We start from the raw sequence: 15,962 nt of genomic DNA on the forward strand, positions 1-15,962 counted from the left end.
TGAAAGATTTTTTTACATATTGGAATCAAATTGGCGTGGTGTTGATGTACTGGGTGTAGCGATTTTTTTCAATTCACGCAATTTTCTCAAGGTTTCGGTTTCAGGTTGTACCATTAAGGGTTTGCTGTCGGTAATGCCACCAGGCATGATGGCGGGGAACTGCTGTTGCGCCCATTTAACGACACTCACTGCAGGGCTATTAATCAGCAATCGTGCAGCAGGTGCACGCCAGAGAATTTGGTCGGTAATGCCATTCGGTTTGTAGGCGGTATCGGCGATACCATCACCATTTAAATCAAATGCGCTGTTATCGCTCCAATAATTGCCTCGCCCACTTTCTGCCCAATCCACAAATCGCGTACCAATATATTTAATTTGTGTCTCGTTGTTTACAAAAGCATTTTCACGAATTTGGTTGCCTTCCGAAGCCGCACTAAAATGAATACCAATACCGCATTGACTAAAATAATTTTGGGTAAATTGATTGTTGTTGGCATTGTACATGAACACGCATTTAGGTGATTTTTCTACTGCATTACCCACGATTTCTGAATCATTGGTGTAGTTGAACATCATGCCTTGTTCTATATTATTCAATGAGATATTATGATTCACTTTGATACGCGATGAAAACATAATCGCATAACCAATGCTGCTGTCGCGTACAATATTGTGGCTCACTTCGCTGTCATTGGTGTACATATAATGCACGCCATAGCGCAGATTGTGAAATACATTATGGCTAAACGTATTGAAATTGCTAGCATTAGAAAAAATACCATCACGTCCTTCGGAAATATCATTGTATATCACTTTGGAATAGGGGGCATTCCATACGGTTACGCCGTTACCGCGTTCGTTGGTACGTAAAGTTTTGTCGCCGATAATGCGATTGTGTTCCACCAGTGATTTGGGTGCGCCCCACAAGTATACGCCGACTGAATTATCTAAAATATTGTTGTTGTAGATGTGGGCGTGGGCGGCGTTTTTATCTAGGAAAATGCCAGCATCCATATCGGGCAAACTCAAGCCCGAATGTGTAATTGTAAGTTGGCGAAGGGTTACATTGGGTGCGGATACGGTAATGGTTCGTCCTGTTCTATCGCCTTTGATGTGGGCTTTTCTGTCTGGAGAGCCTTCTAAAATTAAGGGCTTATTGATGATGATTTTGCCAGCGTATTCGCCCGATGCCAATTGAATGGTATCGCCAGCTTGTGCGTTGTCCAACACCAATTGTAGAGACATGGACGGATTCGCTTGAATGATGGCAGCCTGAAGATTTGCGCTTGCCAACAAACCAATGAGCATGATGATGTGTTTGTTTAACATAATTATTTTAAGAACCTGTGTTCATCATTCTAATAGCTTGCTTTTATCGCTACTTCATGCGCTTACTGCGTTGGTTATTTGAGCCAATGCCTGATATTGGCTTAAAAAGCCGCCTTGTATTCGCAAAAATTGTCAATAAAATCAATTTATCAATTTTAGAACCTGTATTCACAGCCAAGCGAGATGTCTTTTTGCTCCATTTGGCACGCCTGCTGCGTTGAATTTCATGCCAATAGGAACGCTATTGACACAAAATTTGTCTGACATTCGTACCAACTGGAATAAAATATATTTCACGTTGGTCATGAATACAGGTTCTTAATTTTAAACGACCATATCATTATTAAAATAATAATCGGGTGTATTGTGAATTAAGATGTTCAGGTAGCCTGAAAATCTCATTGATGGGGAATAACCCTATATTTTAAACTACTTGCTGCCAGATGCAGCGGCAGGTGCAGATGCTGTGTTGGCAGGATTGGCATCAGGTGCTTTATTGGCTTTGTCGCCTAAGAATGGCTCGCCTTTTTTATGCACAATCATGCGACCTGACATTTCCATGTGCAATGCGTGGCAGAACCATTGGCAATAGTACCAATAAACGCCCAAACGGTTTGCGGTGAATGTAACCGATGCGGTGGCTTGTGCGCTGATTTCAATCGCAATACCATGACCTTCCAATGTGAAACCATGCGTTAAATCTTCAATGGTTTCGTTGTTGGTAATAATCACGGTAACTTCATCGCCTTCATACACTTCAAAGAATGGCATACTAAATGCAGGAGCCACTGCCGTCATGTATACGCGAACTTTATTGCCTTGACGAATGATTTTGCTATCTTTTTCCAAAGTGATGCCATCTTTGGTGGCTTGTTCTAAAGTGGTTTGCCACATCCATGGGTCTTTGCGATCCCATGTTTTTTTCGGGTTGATTTTATTGGCAGAGACCAGCATCAAATCGTGTGGTTCTGCAAAAGTTGGATTATCGTGTACCAATTTCATTTCATCGCCAGAGATGTCAATTAATTGATCACATTCGGGTTTGAGTGGACCCACGTTTAAGAAACGGTCTTTGGAAAATTTATTCAAAGACACCAACCATTGACCATCGGCTTCTTTGGTTTCGCCCATGGTGGTGTGGTTATGACCAGGTTGATAATGAACATCTAATTTTTGAATGATGTAATCGCTGGTTTTGGTTTTGCTGGCATAGGCATCAATGGCTTTTTGAATGTTCCATTTAACCATTTGGCTATCAATAAATAAGGTGGTGTAGGCATTGCCACGACCGTCAAACGCGGTGTGTAATGGACCTAAGCCTAATTCGGGTTCAGCGACAACTACGTCACGCTCTTTGATTTTGCCAGCGAATAAATCATCTAATTTGCTCACGTCTAACACGGTAACAGTTGGCGATAATTTACCGTTTAACATGATGTATTTGCCGTCAGGTGATGCATTACAACCATGTGGTGAATTAGGTACAGGAATGTAGCGTGTGTAGTTTTTTGCTGCATTCGTTTTGCGACCGTCTAATACTTTGACACCATTGATTTCTTTAAAATCGCCATTTTTGATGCCATTTTCAATTTCAGCCAAATTAAACACCACGCACCAGTCTTGTTCATTGGCAGATGCTTCGGTAACGGTTACGCCTTTTTCTGAATTGTAGCAAGTAGAGAATGAATATTTACCTTGGTAATCTGCATCACCATTATCCAAATTGCCATCTACCATTACTTGCCATGCGATTTGCATGGTTTCGCCGTCCAATGCTGTGTAAACTGCCCAATAATTTTGAGCCGGATCATCTAACATGGTGCCGTTATTGGGAATGGGTACGATGTGTTCGCCATTAGCAAATACATAACCTGTTTTTGGATAACGTTGTGGACGCAAACCATGAATGCCAGATGCGTTGGGGATTTCGGTGATTTTGTCCACTTTCATCATGTCGCAACGCACACGACAAACGCGGTTATTGGCTTTATCGTTGGCGTACACATAGCGACCGTCATAAGTGCCATCAGTAAACGACATATGTGGGTGATGTAAGTCGCCATTTGGCATAACGGGCATATTGGATTTACGTAAAAATTCGCGTGTATCGGCGGTTAAACCTGCATTCAAAATTTCACGGCTTTCGTTGGTACGCCCCCAACCTGTCGCGCTATCCATATTGAACACAGGAATACGCATTAATTCGCGCATAGATGGCACACCCAATACGCGCATTTCGCCAGATTGACCACCTGACAAAAAACCATAGTATTTGTCTAATTCACCAGGTGCAACGTGGCTACTCAAACCACTACTCGCGGTTTCAGTGGTGTGTGCTGTGCTATTGCTTGCGCCAGCGTGTGCAGCCGATGCGGATTGACCTCCTTGCGTGCCACCCGAACAAGCAGCTAGACCCATTAAGCCCACGCTAGATGCCGCAGCAGTACCAAGAAAATGGCGGCGACTGATTTTATTGTTGTTCATAATGCAACTCCTTGATTTAAAGTTTTTTGGTAGAAAATATAGATTGTTTTTCAGGCAGCCTGAAAAAATCATTTGGTTTTTTTTACAAAATGAACCACTTGTTCAGTGGGTTGATTTTGTTGTTTTTGTGTATCCAGTTCGGCTTTGGCGGCAGCTTGCTTGGCTTTTTTCTTGTTGGTTGCGACCACTTGTGGGCAACGCGTTTCATGGTTATACATTACTTGGCAATGCAAACACTGAATACATTCATTTGGATTAATATCACCTTCGGGCGCAATTGCTTGGACGGGGCATTCGTGATGGCAAATTTGACACGGATTACCACACATCGGATAACGGCGTAACCAATTGAAAATTTGCAATTTAGCAGGAATCGCCATCGCGGCACCCAAAGGACACAGGTAACGACAAAAAAAGCGTTCAATAAATAAACCCATTACCAACAATACCAACGCAAACAACACAAACCACCATTCACGTACAAAATGTAAAATAATCGCGGTCTTGAAGGGTTCAACTTCGGCTAATTTTTCTGCAAATCCCAACTCATACAAGGATACGCCAAATAAAACCATAAAAATGACATATTTGAATGCAGTCAAACGTGTATGTACACCAAATGGCACGGTAATTTGTTTCACACCCAATTTTTTTGCAATTGCGTTAGTTAATTCTTGCAGCGAACCAAATGGACACAGCCAACCACAAAATGCCCCACGTCCCCAAAAAATCATAGACATCGCCGTCGCGCTCCACAGCGTGAAAATAAATGGATCCATCAGGAAATAATCCCAACTAAAATGCCCTTGTACAATGGAAGATGTGAACGTCAGTACATTGACAACAGATAATTGCGCGTGTAAATACCAACCCACATAAATCAAGGTAACGGTTAAATAGATGTAGCGGAAACGATTATAGAGTGTTTCGTATTTAACCAAAGTATCTTGGAAGAAAAAGACCAGCGTCAAAATGAACAACATGATGCTAATTGCAACCACGTGCGGCAATTTATCTTGCCACAATTGTTTCCAAATCATACGTTGTGGATTGTCGGCGTTATTGTCAGTAACATTGGTCATGGTTGCTGACGCAGCCTGAACATGATTCGCGGTAGCAGGATGAGTGGTAGGTGCATCAATCACAACGGGTTGACCATTTGGGTCATCTACGGTAAATGCTTGTGGTAATTGGTAATTCAAATCCACCGTAACAAACGCTTTATTTTGTACGCTCAATTCACGTTGAATCATCAATTGCAAGCGCCAAGGTTCAGCCGAGTCAAATACAAAATCTTCAGGTGTAATAAATAGCGATACTTCTTTGAAATGTGGCGAACCAGCAGCCTGTAAATCCAGTAAACGTGTGTGTTGCGCATCGGTAAAGCGAAAACCGTTGTCATTTTGAATCACTTCAATACGATCAAAAATTCCACCGCGTACATAACCCGAACCTTTCCATGAATATACCCCTTCGCCAGCAACAATAATTGCGGATTGATTGGGTTTTAATTGTGCTTGTAAATCTTTAAATCCTTGTTCACCAAGCAAGCTTTTACCAATTGCAGGTTGAGACACCACTGCTGTGTACAAATCAATAAATGTGTCTTCAGGCTGTCCAGCTTGTGGGTGTTGCGCGGCTTCAGGATAATTGTCGGCAAGTAATTTATTGGCTTCACCAATAGTAATATGCAATTTTTGAATGGCTTTTTCTTGTAATAAATTGTCCCATGACAACACATCTTGTTTGTCCATATTAGGCAAACGATGTGGACGCGTTTGCACGTTGTTGGCTTGCGAGGCAGCCTGAATGCTGTCTTGTTTTGCCAATTCAGCCGTAACCACACGCGCCGAACGCACAATACTGTCGCCAATCACAACCACAGTAACGGTTGCGCCTGTAACGATTTCTGATGGTGTGGAACCTGCTTGCGGTGGGTTTTTGGTTGGATTCATGCCTACATAACCATTGATAAACGTATCCACTTTGGAAACGGGAATCCCGACCAATAAAATAGGTTCATGATGTTCCAACATTTTCGCGCCCTTGATGGTACCTTCTTTATCTAAAGCGACGATGGTATCAATGGGTTTGCTGGAATAACCACGCGTGTTGACCACATCGGTTGTGATGTACACCACGCCCACTTCCTGCTCACCTTGATAAATTTTTGCAGTCATGGGTTTACCTTCGGGTTTACCGAAACGCGTGGCATTGGGGAAAATGTCGGCAGGTTGTACTTTATTGATGAGTTCAGGCAGCCTTTCGGCGCGTGCAGGCAAACACAACGTAAAAATAGCCAATATCATCAACAAAACCTGATACAAGCGATTGGGTAATACAAACATGGTGTGTTCCTTAAATTATTTTTTAGGCGATTAAATGAAGAATCATGTAAATTAGGTAGCCTGAAAACATTAGAACATTTTAAGCAATCAAAAATCAGCTAAACCAATTTATTTTTTAATTAAATTTGATTTAAATCAAGTTTTCATGAAATCACATGAAATCACAATTTCACGCCATTTGTAAGTAAAATTCACCATGATTTTACATAAATTAATATTAATTGAATAGCAAAAAAAGCATATTTTATGAAACTTTAATAATTGACACCTGTAAATGAGAAAGCATCACGCAAACACAAGTATTTATTCTAATTAAATTTGTGTGTAGTGCAATTTTAAGTTAAAATATTATTTTTCAATCACATAGAGTATTATTCTGATTTTAAATAAATTATGATAAAAAGAAAGCAAAGAAATAATCAACAACTTAATCGTCAGCCTTTTTGGCAAGCTGATAAACCTTATATGAAACGGCAAGATATTACCGACAGTCGCTTTCGTACGTTGGGTTACAGCATGGCATTTTCAGCAGGTGCTATTAATGCAGGCGGTTTTTTTGCTGTTTCAAGCTACACTTCACACGTTACAGGTACATTGTCTCGTGTATCTGATGCCATTTTGCATGGCGAATGGGTAATGGCTTTTACTGCCATCATGAGCGTTGTGATGTTTGTTTTGGGAGCGGCACATGCCAGTTGGATTATTTTATGGGCAAAACGCAGACGTTTTCGCGCCAGTTATGCGCTTTCTATGTGGGCAGAAGCATTTTATTTATTATTTTTTGGATTTTTTGGTTATGCGTTATCGGAGTGGGGTTGGCTGATGGTATCTCCGACTATTTTATTTCTTTGTTTTATTATGGGAATGCATAACACGACCATGGCAGTTCTTTCAGGCAGCGCGATTCGTTCTACGCACATGACAGGTTCGGCAACCGATTTAGGCATTGAATTAGGCAAAGTATTGTATTATAGCCGCGTGCATCATCCTAAAATTCCCGATGTGGAAGTGAATTATCCGCGCATCAAATTGTTTGTGGGCTTAATGAGCAGTTTTGTGCTGGGGGGCATGGTGGGTGTGTGGGGTTATAATTCAATTGGCTATCATTTTACGTTGCCTGTGTCCACTATATTGTTTGTTTTTGGTGCAGGTTCAGTGGGTTACGATATTCGCCTACGAAATAAATTGCGGTTATGGCGTCAAGAAAATCGGTTTAATAAAAAAATATAGTCGTTATAAATTAAAAATACGACGGTGTTGTCTAAATACATGAGGTCAATAAATATGTCTGAATTAGATATGATTTTGAAACATAATCAGGAATTTGTAGAAAAAGGTAATTATATTGAATTTGTGACCAACAAATTTCCTGAAAAAAAATTAGCCATTTTATCGTGCATGGACACGCGCATGACCAAATTATTACCTGCTGCCTTGGGTTTGGAAAATGGCGATGCGAAATTAATTAAAAATGCGGGCGCATTGGTATCGCATCCTTGGGGTTCGGTGATGCGTTCACTGTTGGTGGCGGTATTTGAATTAAAAGTGGAAGAAATCATGGTTATTGCCCACTACGATTGTGGCATGAATGGCTTGAATAGCAAAAGTTTTTTGGAAAAAGTCTACCAATACGGTGTCGCAACTGAAAAAGTGGATGTGTTGCGCGATGCAGGCATTAATTTGGATAACTGGCTTACGGGTTTTACCAATGTGGAGGATAGCGTTCGCGACACCGTCCAAACCATTAAACGCCACCCATTGATGCCTGCTAATATTGCTGTGCATGGTTTGGTGATTCACCCCATTACAGGGAAATTGACTTTAGTGGTTGATGGTAAAATCAGTTAGTTGCACCGTTTGGGTGTTCAGGCTGCCTGAAAGAGTTGATGAAAGGTGGACATTTTTGCGCACTATTTTTAAATTTAAAATCAAAATATTAATTTTTTAGAGTGAATATCATGAAGAAAATTGGTTTGTTCGGCGGAACATTCAACCCAATCCACAACGGACACCTACACATCGCCCAAGCATTTGTGGAACAATGTCAACTGGATTGCGTGATTTTTTTGCCAGCAGGCGACCCATATCACAAAAAATCAGATTTGGTTGCACCTGAACACCGTTTGCAAATGACTGAATTAGCAGCGATGGATTATCCGAAATTTGCTGTGAGTGATTGCGATTTGGTTCGTGTGGGTTCAACTTATACCATTGATACAGTACAGATTTTTAAACAGCATTATTCGTCTGCGCACTTTTACTGGTTGATGGGTATGGACAGTTTGATGAATCTGCATACGTGGAAAAACTGGCAAAATTTGGTACGGCAAATCAAAATAGCGGTTGCCAATCGTACAGGCGACACGCTCGCCAAAGCACCGCGTGAATTGCATACATGGTTAGGTAACGCATTGCAAACAAATGATTTAATTTTGTTGAATACGGACACAATGGATATTAGTTCCCGTGAAATTCGCCAACAAATTGCGTCAGGCAAAAATATGCGCAACTGGCTGCCTGAAAAAGTGGCAGATTACATTCAACAGCATCATTTATATCAATAATTTTTTTCAGGCTGCCTGAAAAACCGAAAGAACAACATGAGAACAGAATCTGAATTAAATGGCATCACGCTGCTTGGTAACCAAAAAACCGAATATCGCAGCGATTATGCTCCTGAAGTGCTTGAATCATTTGATAATAAACATCAAGGCAATGATTATTTTGTCAAATTTGTGTGTCCTGAATTCACCAGTTTATGTCCGATGACGGGGCAGCCTGATTTTGCCACGATTATCATCCGCTACATTCCAGATGTGAAAATGGTGGAAAGTAAGTCATTGAAACTGTATTTATTTAGTTTTCGCAATCACGGTGATTTTCATGAAGATTGCGTTAATATTGTCATGAAAGATTTGATTCAGTTGATGAATCCTAAGTATATTGAAGTGTTTGGTGAATTTACGCCACGCGGAGGGATTGCGATTCATCCGTTTGCTAACTTTGGACGGGCTGGCACGCCGTTTGAGCAAATGGCGCGTGAACGTTTGTTTCATCACGATATGCAATAATTTTCAGGCTGCCTGAAAACTTTTTTACTCTATGGTTGTTTACAATAACAATAGGACAAGGCGACCGTTAAGTGAGCTTTAATTGTAAACAACTACAAAACGCGGTTCGCAACCCTCCCGCGATAACAAAACTAAGGAATTTTATGTATCATTTTTCTAAAGTTAATCAACACAAAGCATTATTTTGGTTGGTTATTTTTCATATTTTTGTGATTGCGTCTAGCAATTATTTAGTACAATTTCCGTTTACCATCACGCTACCGAATGGTTTTCAAGTACATTCTACTTGGGGGGCATTATCGTTTCCGTTTATTTTTTTGGCGACTGATTTAACCGTGCGAATTTTCGGTAAGCAATTGGCAAGACGAATTATTTTTTTTGTGATGCTGCCTGCGTTGTTGATTTCGTATTTTTTATCGGTGTTGTTTCAAAATGGTAAGTGGACGAGTTGGGGTGAATTAGGGCAATTTAATTTGTTTGTGTTTCGGATTGCGTTGGCGAGTTTTGCGGCGTATGCATTTGGGCAAATTATGGATATTTTTGTATTCAATCAGTTGCGCCGTTTAAAAGCGTGGTGGATTGCGCCGACTGCTTCCACGTTTTTGGGTAACGCGATTGATACTGCATTGTTTTTTGCGATTGCATTTTATGGCAGTTCGGACGCGTTTATGGCTGCAAATTGGCAACAAATTGCATTGGTAGATTATGGATTTAAATTATTGATTTGTTGTGGATTATTTGTGCCAGCATATGGCATATTATTGAAATTATTGTTGTAGCTCCCCCTCTCATCTCGTAGTGCTATAATACCTAACCCCGAAAGCCTTATGTATCAAGGCTTTCGGGGATTTTTTTACTTAAAAAATATGCTTAAAACAATAAAAATTGCGCTGCATTAACCTTTTTTTTACGTGGATTTGGATTGTCAACCAGCATTTTTATACTCACAAATTGTTTTTCAGTTATCCTAAACAACGGATATTCCCCGCCGATGGCAAGTGTGCTTGTAAACAAATGTAGCGTTTTTGCAACATTTCTTGTTCCTGCATAATTATTCTCGTATAGTTGTTTAAAATTAAAAATGCCACTTCGTTATCCGCTTCCTTAGTACTAAATGTATACGTCGGTCGCCTTGTCCTATTTTTTATTTTAAACGACTATAATCTTTCAACCACGCACATGGTGTAATGAGCTGTTTTTATTCAACTGACACGCCATCAAAACGCACATTACCAAATGGGCTGATTTCAAATCCTTTCACATTCGGTGTGGTAAATACGGTTACCACAGAATGTGCCATTGTTGTCCATGGCAATTCTTGTTTGAAAATGACTTGGGCTTGACGATATTTTTCTTCGCGTTTGGCTTTGTCGGTGGTAACACGCGCATCATTGACTAATTGGTCAAACGCTTTATTACACCATTGGGCGTAATTGTTGCCTGACATGGCTTTGCAGCTTAATAACGTGCCTAACCAGTTATCTGGGTCGCCATTGTCGCCCGTCCAACCTGTTAAATAAACAGTACCTTCGCCATTTTTCAAGCGTTTCACATATTCACCCCATTCATAGCTGACAATTTTCGCTTTGATGCCCACTTTTGCCCAATCCGCTTGAATCATTTCAGACATCAATTTGGCGTTTGGATTATATGGACGTTGCACAGGCATCGCCCATAAATCAATTTCTGTGCCTTCTTTTACGCCTGCTTCTGCTAATAATTTTTTGGCTTGTTCTACGTTATATGGTGCATTTTTCAGGCTGTCGTTGTAGCTCCATTGACTAGGTGGCATTGGGTTGGTGGCTGGTGTGCCTGCGCTTTGATACACAGCTTTGACAATGGCTTCACGATTAATCGCCATGTCTAAAGCCTGACGCACACGCAAATCATCTAACGGTTTTTTGCTGACATTGTAGCCCACATAACCCAAATTAAAGCCCGGTTTTTCCATGACATTTAATTTACCTGCTTTTTTGGCAGCATCTACTTCAGCTGTTTTGGGGTACGCTGATACTTGGCATTCACCAGCTGCCACTTTTTGGGCGCGGACGGCTGAATCTTTGGTAATGGCAAAAATCAAATTATCAATATGAATGTCTTTCGCATTCCAATAATCGGGGTTGCGTGTGTAACGAATTTGGTTGTCTTTATTGTAGGATACAAATTTGAATGGGCCTGTACCGATGGGATTGGTGTTGTAATCTGCGGCTTTGCCTTCTTTTTCCAATTTGGCGGCGTATTCAGCAGAACCGATATACGCGAATGGCATCGCTAAATTTTGCAAGAATGGGGCATCAACATTTTTTAATGTGAATTTGACGGTGTGGTCATCTACTTTTTCCACGTTGGCGATGTTTTCAGGCAGCCCCATGTCTACGGAGTAGGGGAATTCGGCTGGGTAGGCTTTGTTGAATGAGAATGCGGGGTCAATTAAGCGTTTAAATGTGAATACTACGTCATCTGCATTAAATTCACGCGTGGGTTTAAAATAATCGGTGCTTTGGAATTTCACGCCTTGACGTAAATGGAAAGTGTAGCTTTTTCCATCTTCGGAGATATCCCATTTTTCTGCCAATGCGGGGTAGATTTCGGTGCCACCGCGTGTGAATTCGACCAAGCCATTGTAGATAGGGTATGCGCTGGCATCAAACGATGTGCCATCTGTCCATTGGGCTGGGTCAAAACCGCTTGGGCTGCCTTCGGAGCAATAAACCAAAGTTTTATTGCCACTTGATGCGTTGGCGGCTGGTGTGGTTGAATTTGCGCCATTTTTGTTGTCAGAAGAACCACCACACGCTGTTAACATTAAGCTGGTTGCCAATGCGGTTAAAGTAAATAATTTGGTGTATTTCATGATGTTTGTCCTTTGTGAAATAAAGCGGCTGTGGGAATAATATTACAAGTGAGCCAATGATTTTTCAGGCTGCCTGAAAAATATTCACAGAATATTAATGACACGAGAATAGAAATATAACGGTAATCATTTTGTGCGTAAAGCGTTAAATTAACGCCATTCTCAACTCTATCTAAATTAAGATATGGCAATTGAATAAAAAGGGGCATAACCCCACTCTTAAAGATACCCGTCAAGATAATCCGAAAGAGAGACAGTTATGCCCCAAGACGAATTTATCATTAAAACGTATCTAATGGTAGATGCTTTATACAATCAGCTCGTTCAAAAACCATTAAGACAAGGTGGCTTTGCACCCAAACTTTCAGATTGTGAACTGATTTGTATGGAAATTGTTGGCGAATTTCTCGGTATGGATACCGATAAAAAAATTTGGCAATATTTCAAACAACATTGGCAAAATTGGTTTCCCAATTTAGGCTCTTACCCTAATTTTGCCAAACAATGTGCCAATTTGTATTGGGTTAAACAACAAATGCATCAAAAAATCACTGCAAATTGGTGTGAGCAAACAGAGTATTATGCAGATGCCTTTCCTATTGCAGTCTGTAAATTTGCCCGAGCTAAACGCCATCAAAATTTTCGTGCATATGCGACGTTCGGTTATTGCGCTTCCAAAAAAGAGACCTATTATGGTTTTAAAGGTCATCTTTTGATTACTCGCTCAGGTATGATTAAAGCCTTTACTTTTACAGCTGCCAATGTTGATGAACGGCAGGTATTACCTGAACTTTTAGAAGGCAAAACAGGGTTTGTTGGTGCGGACAAAGGGTATTTAAGTTCTGAATTAAAAGATGAAATGAAACAAAGCCATATTAATTTACAAACACCTTATCGTAGCAATATGAAAGATGACAGAAGTCCTCAATTTCTCAAATGGCTAAAAAATAGTCGCCGTATGATTGAAACAGTTATTGGTCAATTAACAGAGAGATTTAACATGGAAATAGTTCGTACAAAAAATCTGTTTCACCAATCTAACCGTTTTATTCGGAAAATTTTATCGCATAATTTTTGCTGTTTACTGAATCAACAAATTCAACACCCAATTACTCAATTTGCTGGGTTAATTGGGTGTTGAGAATGGCGTTAAATTAGGGTATTTCAGGTAAAATACGCGCAATTTATTTTTAGGATAACAACATGACTGCCGTCAAATCTCCGTCGCCTATGATGCAACAATATCTTGCTATTAAAGCTGAACACGTTGATAAATTAGTGTTTTATCGCATGGGTGATTTTTATGAGTTATTTTTTGATGATGCGGTTGCAGCCGCCAAATTGCTGGACATCACATTAACGACTCGCGGACAATACAACGGTGAACCCATCAAAATGGCGGGTGTGCCGTATCATTCGGTAGAACAATATTTGGTTAAACTGGTCAAATTGGGTAAAAGTGTGGCGATTTGTGAACAGGTCGGCGAAGTGGGTGCGAATAAAGTCGTGGAACGCAAAGTGGTTCGCATTGTTACCGCAGGCACGTTGACCGATTCGGCATTGCTGGAAGACAAACAAACCAATCGCGTGGCGGCATTGTTTGTGGGCAAAAAGCAAAGCGCGTTGGCATGGGCGGCGTTGGAAAATGGTGAGTTTCGCGTTAAAATCATACAAATCAATCAATTATTGGACGAATTGGCACGATTGCAAGTATCTGAATTATTGGTAGACAGTGCTTTCAGGCTGCCTGAAAATATGCCAAAGATTGCGATTAACCGTTTGAATCATTGGCAATTTGCGCCAGATACTGCATTTAAATTATTAACTGATTATTTTGGTAGTCAAGATTTATTGGCATTTGGTTTGGATTTGGTGAGGCATTCGGCTGCGATTTCGGCGGCTGGTGCATTGCTTAACTATTTGAAAATTACACAAAATCAGCTTCCGCCACACATGGATGCGCTGACTTTGGAAAGCGAAACGCAATTCATCGCGTTGGACGCTGCTACACGCCGTAATTTGGAAATCACCGCGACTTTAAGCGGTCAATCTGCGCCAACTTTATTTTCTGTTTTAGATGAATGTGTTACGCATATGGGTAGCCGTTTGCTGGCGAATTGGCTGCATCACCCATTACGCAATCACGACCACATTCAAGCGCGTTTAGATGCGGTTAATTCTTTGTTAAATCATGATGTTGAATCTATTTCAGGCAGCTTAAAAAAAATTGCAGATATTGAACGCATTGCGGCGCGAATTGCTTTGGGTTCGGCACGACCGCGAGATTTGTCGGCTTTGCGTGATAGTTTATTGAATTTAATGGAAATTAGGCTGCCTGAAAGCAGCTTGTTGGATACACTCGCTGCGTGTTTTCCCGAAACACAAGCGGTGGCGGAATTATTGCAGGCTGCCTTATTACCTGAACCATCTGTGTGGTTGAAGGATGGCGATGTTATTAATCATCAATATAACAAAGATTTAGATGAATTACGCCACTTGCAAACGCATGGCGATGATTTTTTGCGTGATTTGGAAGCCCGTGAACGCGAGCGCACGCAATTGTCCACACTGAAAGTGGAATTTAATCGCGTACATGGTTTTTATATTGAATTGTCAAAAAATCAATCAGAACAAGCACCTAGTGATTATCAACGCCGCCAAACGCTGAAAAATGCAGAGCGTTTTATTACGCCCGAATTGAAAGCGTTTGAAGATAAATTTTTGGCAGCACAGGAAAAAGCATTGGCATTGGAAAAAATCTTGTTTGAACAATTATTGGGCAGCCTGAAAGATGCGTTGCCACGTATTCAACAAACCGCCAAAGCTGCCGCCACGTTAGATGTATTGTGTAGTTTCGCACACACTGCGCAGACGAAAAATTACGCCATGCCTACGTTTAGTCATGACGGTGAAATTGACATTGAAAATGGACGACACCCTGTTGTAGAACAACAGGTTACGCGATTTACACCCAACAACACACATTTGAATGCCACGCAAAAATTGTGTCTTTTGACGGGTCCGAATATGGGCGGTAAATCCACTTATATGCGGCAAATTGCGTTGATTGTGTTGTTGGCGCATACGGGTAGTTTTGTACCTGCCAAGAGCGCGAAAATCGGCAAAATTGACCAAATTTTCACGCGGATTGGTGCGTCTGATGATTTGGCGAGTAACCGTTCTACATTTATGGTGGAAATGTCAGAAACGGCGTATATTTTGCATCACGCTACAGCACAATCGCTTGTTTTAATGGACGAAGTAGGGCGTGGTACATCCACATTTGATGGCTTGGCATTGGCGCATGCGATTGCAGAGCATTTATTGATGAAAAATCAATCACTTTGCTTATTTGCTACGCATTATTTTGAGTTGACCAAATTACCTGAACATTATCCAACCGCATTTAATCAGCATTTGTCGGCATTGGAACAAGGGCAAGATATTGTTTTTCTTCATGATGTGCAAGACGGTGCAGCAGAGAAAAGTTACGGAATCGCAGTGGCGAAATTGGCAGGTTTGCCACAACGTGCTTTGAAAACCGCACAAAAACAATTGAAATTATTGGAAAATCAGAATACAGATAGGCAATTGGATTTATTTGCTGCCCCGATTAACGATGAATCCGATGACGATGCGTTTTCAGGCAGCCTAGTTTTAGAAAAACTCAATCAAATCAATCCCGATGATTTGACAGCACGACAAGCATTGGATTTGATTTATGAGCTAAAATCAATTGGTCAATCATAAAGTTCTGTTTTCAGGCAGCCTGAAAAAGCTGGTTTTCAGTGAATCAAATTCCTTAATCAAATCCGTCAGGCAGCCTGAAAACGTGTACAATCAATATTCCACTGAATTTTTTTAGCAATTTAAAAT

12 protein-coding genes and 1 riboswitch are annotated in these 15,962 nt (G+C 40.7%); of the genes, 7 read left to right on the forward strand and 5 right to left on the reverse strand.

Features of this window, described 5'->3' with window-relative positions; all coding sequences use genetic code 11:
- Positions 1-12: 12 nt before the first annotated feature.
- The 3 genes from BWP33_RS04740 to BWP33_RS04750 all read right to left on the reverse strand — a co-directional run bounded on the left by BWP33_RS04740 (position 13) and on the right by BWP33_RS04750 (position 6,161).
- Positions 13-1,329: a nitrous oxide reductase family maturation protein NosD gene (locus BWP33_RS04740; RefSeq protein WP_051010349.1), complete on the reverse strand. Its 1,317-nt coding sequence runs from the start codon at positions 1,327-1,329 to the stop codon at positions 13-15.
- Between the two features lie 429 nt (positions 1,330-1,758).
- Positions 1,759-3,813, reverse strand: coding sequence for a TAT-dependent nitrous-oxide reductase (gene nosZ / locus BWP33_RS04745; protein WP_002641702.1), 2,055 nt, complete (start codon positions 3,811-3,813; stop codon positions 1,759-1,761).
- 68 nt (positions 3,814-3,881) lie between these two features.
- The gene (locus BWP33_RS04750; protein ID WP_002641701.1) at positions 3,882-6,161 is read right to left on the reverse strand and encodes a NosR/NirI family protein; all 2,280 of its coding nucleotides are present in this window, start codon (positions 6,159-6,161) and stop codon (positions 3,882-3,884) included.
- Between the two features lie 393 nt (positions 6,162-6,554).
- On the opposite strand from BWP33_RS04750, the gene BWP33_RS04755 reads away from it, so the two are divergent.
- From BWP33_RS04755 to BWP33_RS04775, 5 genes are all read left to right on the forward strand, one after another.
- Complete coding sequence (locus tag BWP33_RS04755) at positions 6,555-7,391, forward strand: YoaK family protein (protein ID WP_002641700.1); 837 nt, start codon at positions 6,555-6,557, stop codon at positions 7,389-7,391.
- A 54-nt stretch (positions 7,392-7,445) separates the two neighbouring features.
- A complete protein-coding gene (locus BWP33_RS04760; RefSeq protein ID WP_002641699.1) occupies positions 7,446-8,009 on the forward strand; it encodes a beta-class carbonic anhydrase in 564 nt (187 codons plus the stop codon).
- A gap of 110 nt (positions 8,010-8,119) precedes the next feature.
- Entirely contained in the window at positions 8,120-8,725 is a 606-nt protein-coding gene (gene nadD / locus BWP33_RS04765) for a nicotinate-nucleotide adenylyltransferase (protein ID WP_002641698.1), read from the forward strand.
- A gap of 36 nt (positions 8,726-8,761) precedes the next feature.
- Positions 8,762-9,232 carry a preQ(1) synthase gene (gene queF, locus BWP33_RS04770; RefSeq protein WP_002641697.1) on the forward strand — a complete coding sequence of 157 codons (471 nt, stop codon included), beginning with the start codon at positions 8,762-8,764 and terminating at the stop codon, positions 9,230-9,232.
- A 95-nt stretch (positions 9,233-9,327) separates the two neighbouring features.
- Positions 9,328-9,373, forward strand: a riboswitch (PreQ1 riboswitch).
- Positions 9,374-9,375: 2 nt separating this feature from the next.
- Positions 9,376-10,011, forward strand: a complete 636-nt coding sequence (locus BWP33_RS04775; RefSeq protein WP_002641696.1) for a 7-cyano-7-deazaguanine/7-aminomethyl-7-deazaguanine transporter — start codon at positions 9,376-9,378, stop codon at positions 10,009-10,011.
- Between the two features lie 419 nt (positions 10,012-10,430).
- On the opposite strand, the gene BWP33_RS04780 is transcribed toward BWP33_RS04775, so the two are convergent.
- Both BWP33_RS04780 and BWP33_RS12325 read right to left on the reverse strand, forming a co-directional pair.
- Positions 10,431-12,086: an ABC transporter substrate-binding protein gene (locus tag BWP33_RS04780; RefSeq protein WP_002641695.1), complete on the reverse strand. Its 1,656-nt coding sequence runs from the start codon at positions 12,084-12,086 to the stop codon at positions 10,431-10,433.
- Positions 12,083-12,295 carry a hypothetical protein gene (locus BWP33_RS12325; RefSeq protein WP_002641694.1) on the reverse strand — a complete coding sequence of 71 codons (213 nt, stop codon included), beginning with the start codon at positions 12,293-12,295 and terminating at the stop codon, positions 12,083-12,085. Before BWP33_RS12325 ends, BWP33_RS04780 begins: the two co-directional genes overlap by 4 nt.
- Before the next feature lie 50 nt (positions 12,296-12,345).
- Here BWP33_RS12325 and BWP33_RS04785 point away from each other — a divergent pair, with 50 nt between their 5' ends.
- Together BWP33_RS04785 and mutS are read left to right on the forward strand one after the other, a co-directional pair.
- Complete coding sequence (locus tag BWP33_RS04785; RefSeq protein WP_104930280.1) at positions 12,346-13,227, forward strand: IS982 family transposase; 882 nt, start codon at positions 12,346-12,348, stop codon at positions 13,225-13,227.
- A 62-nt stretch (positions 13,228-13,289) separates the two neighbouring features.
- Positions 13,290-15,836, forward strand: a complete 2,547-nt coding sequence (mutS, locus tag BWP33_RS04790; protein WP_002641692.1) for a DNA mismatch repair protein MutS — start codon at positions 13,290-13,292, stop codon at positions 15,834-15,836.
- The last annotated feature ends 126 nt before the right edge of the window (positions 15,837-15,962 follow it).

This window comes from Simonsiella muelleri ATCC 29453 (genome assembly GCF_002951835.1).
GTDB classification, from domain to species: domain Bacteria; phylum Pseudomonadota; class Gammaproteobacteria; order Burkholderiales; family Neisseriaceae; genus Simonsiella; species Simonsiella muelleri.

Excerpts from the sequence above, each read along its gene's own strand:
- BWP33_RS04740 (WP_051010349.1), bottom strand. The coding sequence starts at position 1,329 with ATGTTAAACAAACACATCATCATGCTCATTGGTTTGTTGGCAAGCGCA.
- nosZ (WP_002641702.1), bottom strand. The coding sequence starts at position 3,813 with ATGAACAACAATAAAATCAGTCGCCGCCATTTTCTTGGTACTGCTGCG.
- BWP33_RS04750 (WP_002641701.1), bottom strand. The coding sequence starts at position 6,161 with ATGTTTGTATTACCCAATCGCTTGTATCAGGTTTTGTTGATGATATTG.
- BWP33_RS04755 (WP_002641700.1), top strand. The coding sequence starts at position 6,555 with ATGATAAAAAGAAAGCAAAGAAATAATCAACAACTTAATCGTCAGCCT.
- BWP33_RS04760 (WP_002641699.1), top strand. The coding sequence starts at position 7,446 with ATGTCTGAATTAGATATGATTTTGAAACATAATCAGGAATTTGTAGAA.
- nadD (WP_002641698.1), top strand. The coding sequence starts at position 8,120 with ATGAAGAAAATTGGTTTGTTCGGCGGAACATTCAACCCAATCCACAAC.
- queF (WP_002641697.1), top strand. The coding sequence starts at position 8,762 with ATGAGAACAGAATCTGAATTAAATGGCATCACGCTGCTTGGTAACCAA.
- BWP33_RS04775 (WP_002641696.1), top strand. The coding sequence starts at position 9,376 with ATGTATCATTTTTCTAAAGTTAATCAACACAAAGCATTATTTTGGTTG.
- BWP33_RS04780 (WP_002641695.1), bottom strand. The coding sequence starts at position 12,086 with ATGAAATACACCAAATTATTTACTTTAACCGCATTGGCAACCAGCTTA.
- BWP33_RS12325 (WP_002641694.1), bottom strand. The coding sequence starts at position 12,295 with ATGCCCCTTTTTATTCAATTGCCATATCTTAATTTAGATAGAGTTGAG.
- BWP33_RS04785 (WP_104930280.1), top strand. The coding sequence starts at position 12,346 with ATGCCCCAAGACGAATTTATCATTAAAACGTATCTAATGGTAGATGCT.
- mutS (WP_002641692.1), top strand. The coding sequence starts at position 13,290 with ATGACTGCCGTCAAATCTCCGTCGCCTATGATGCAACAATATCTTGCT.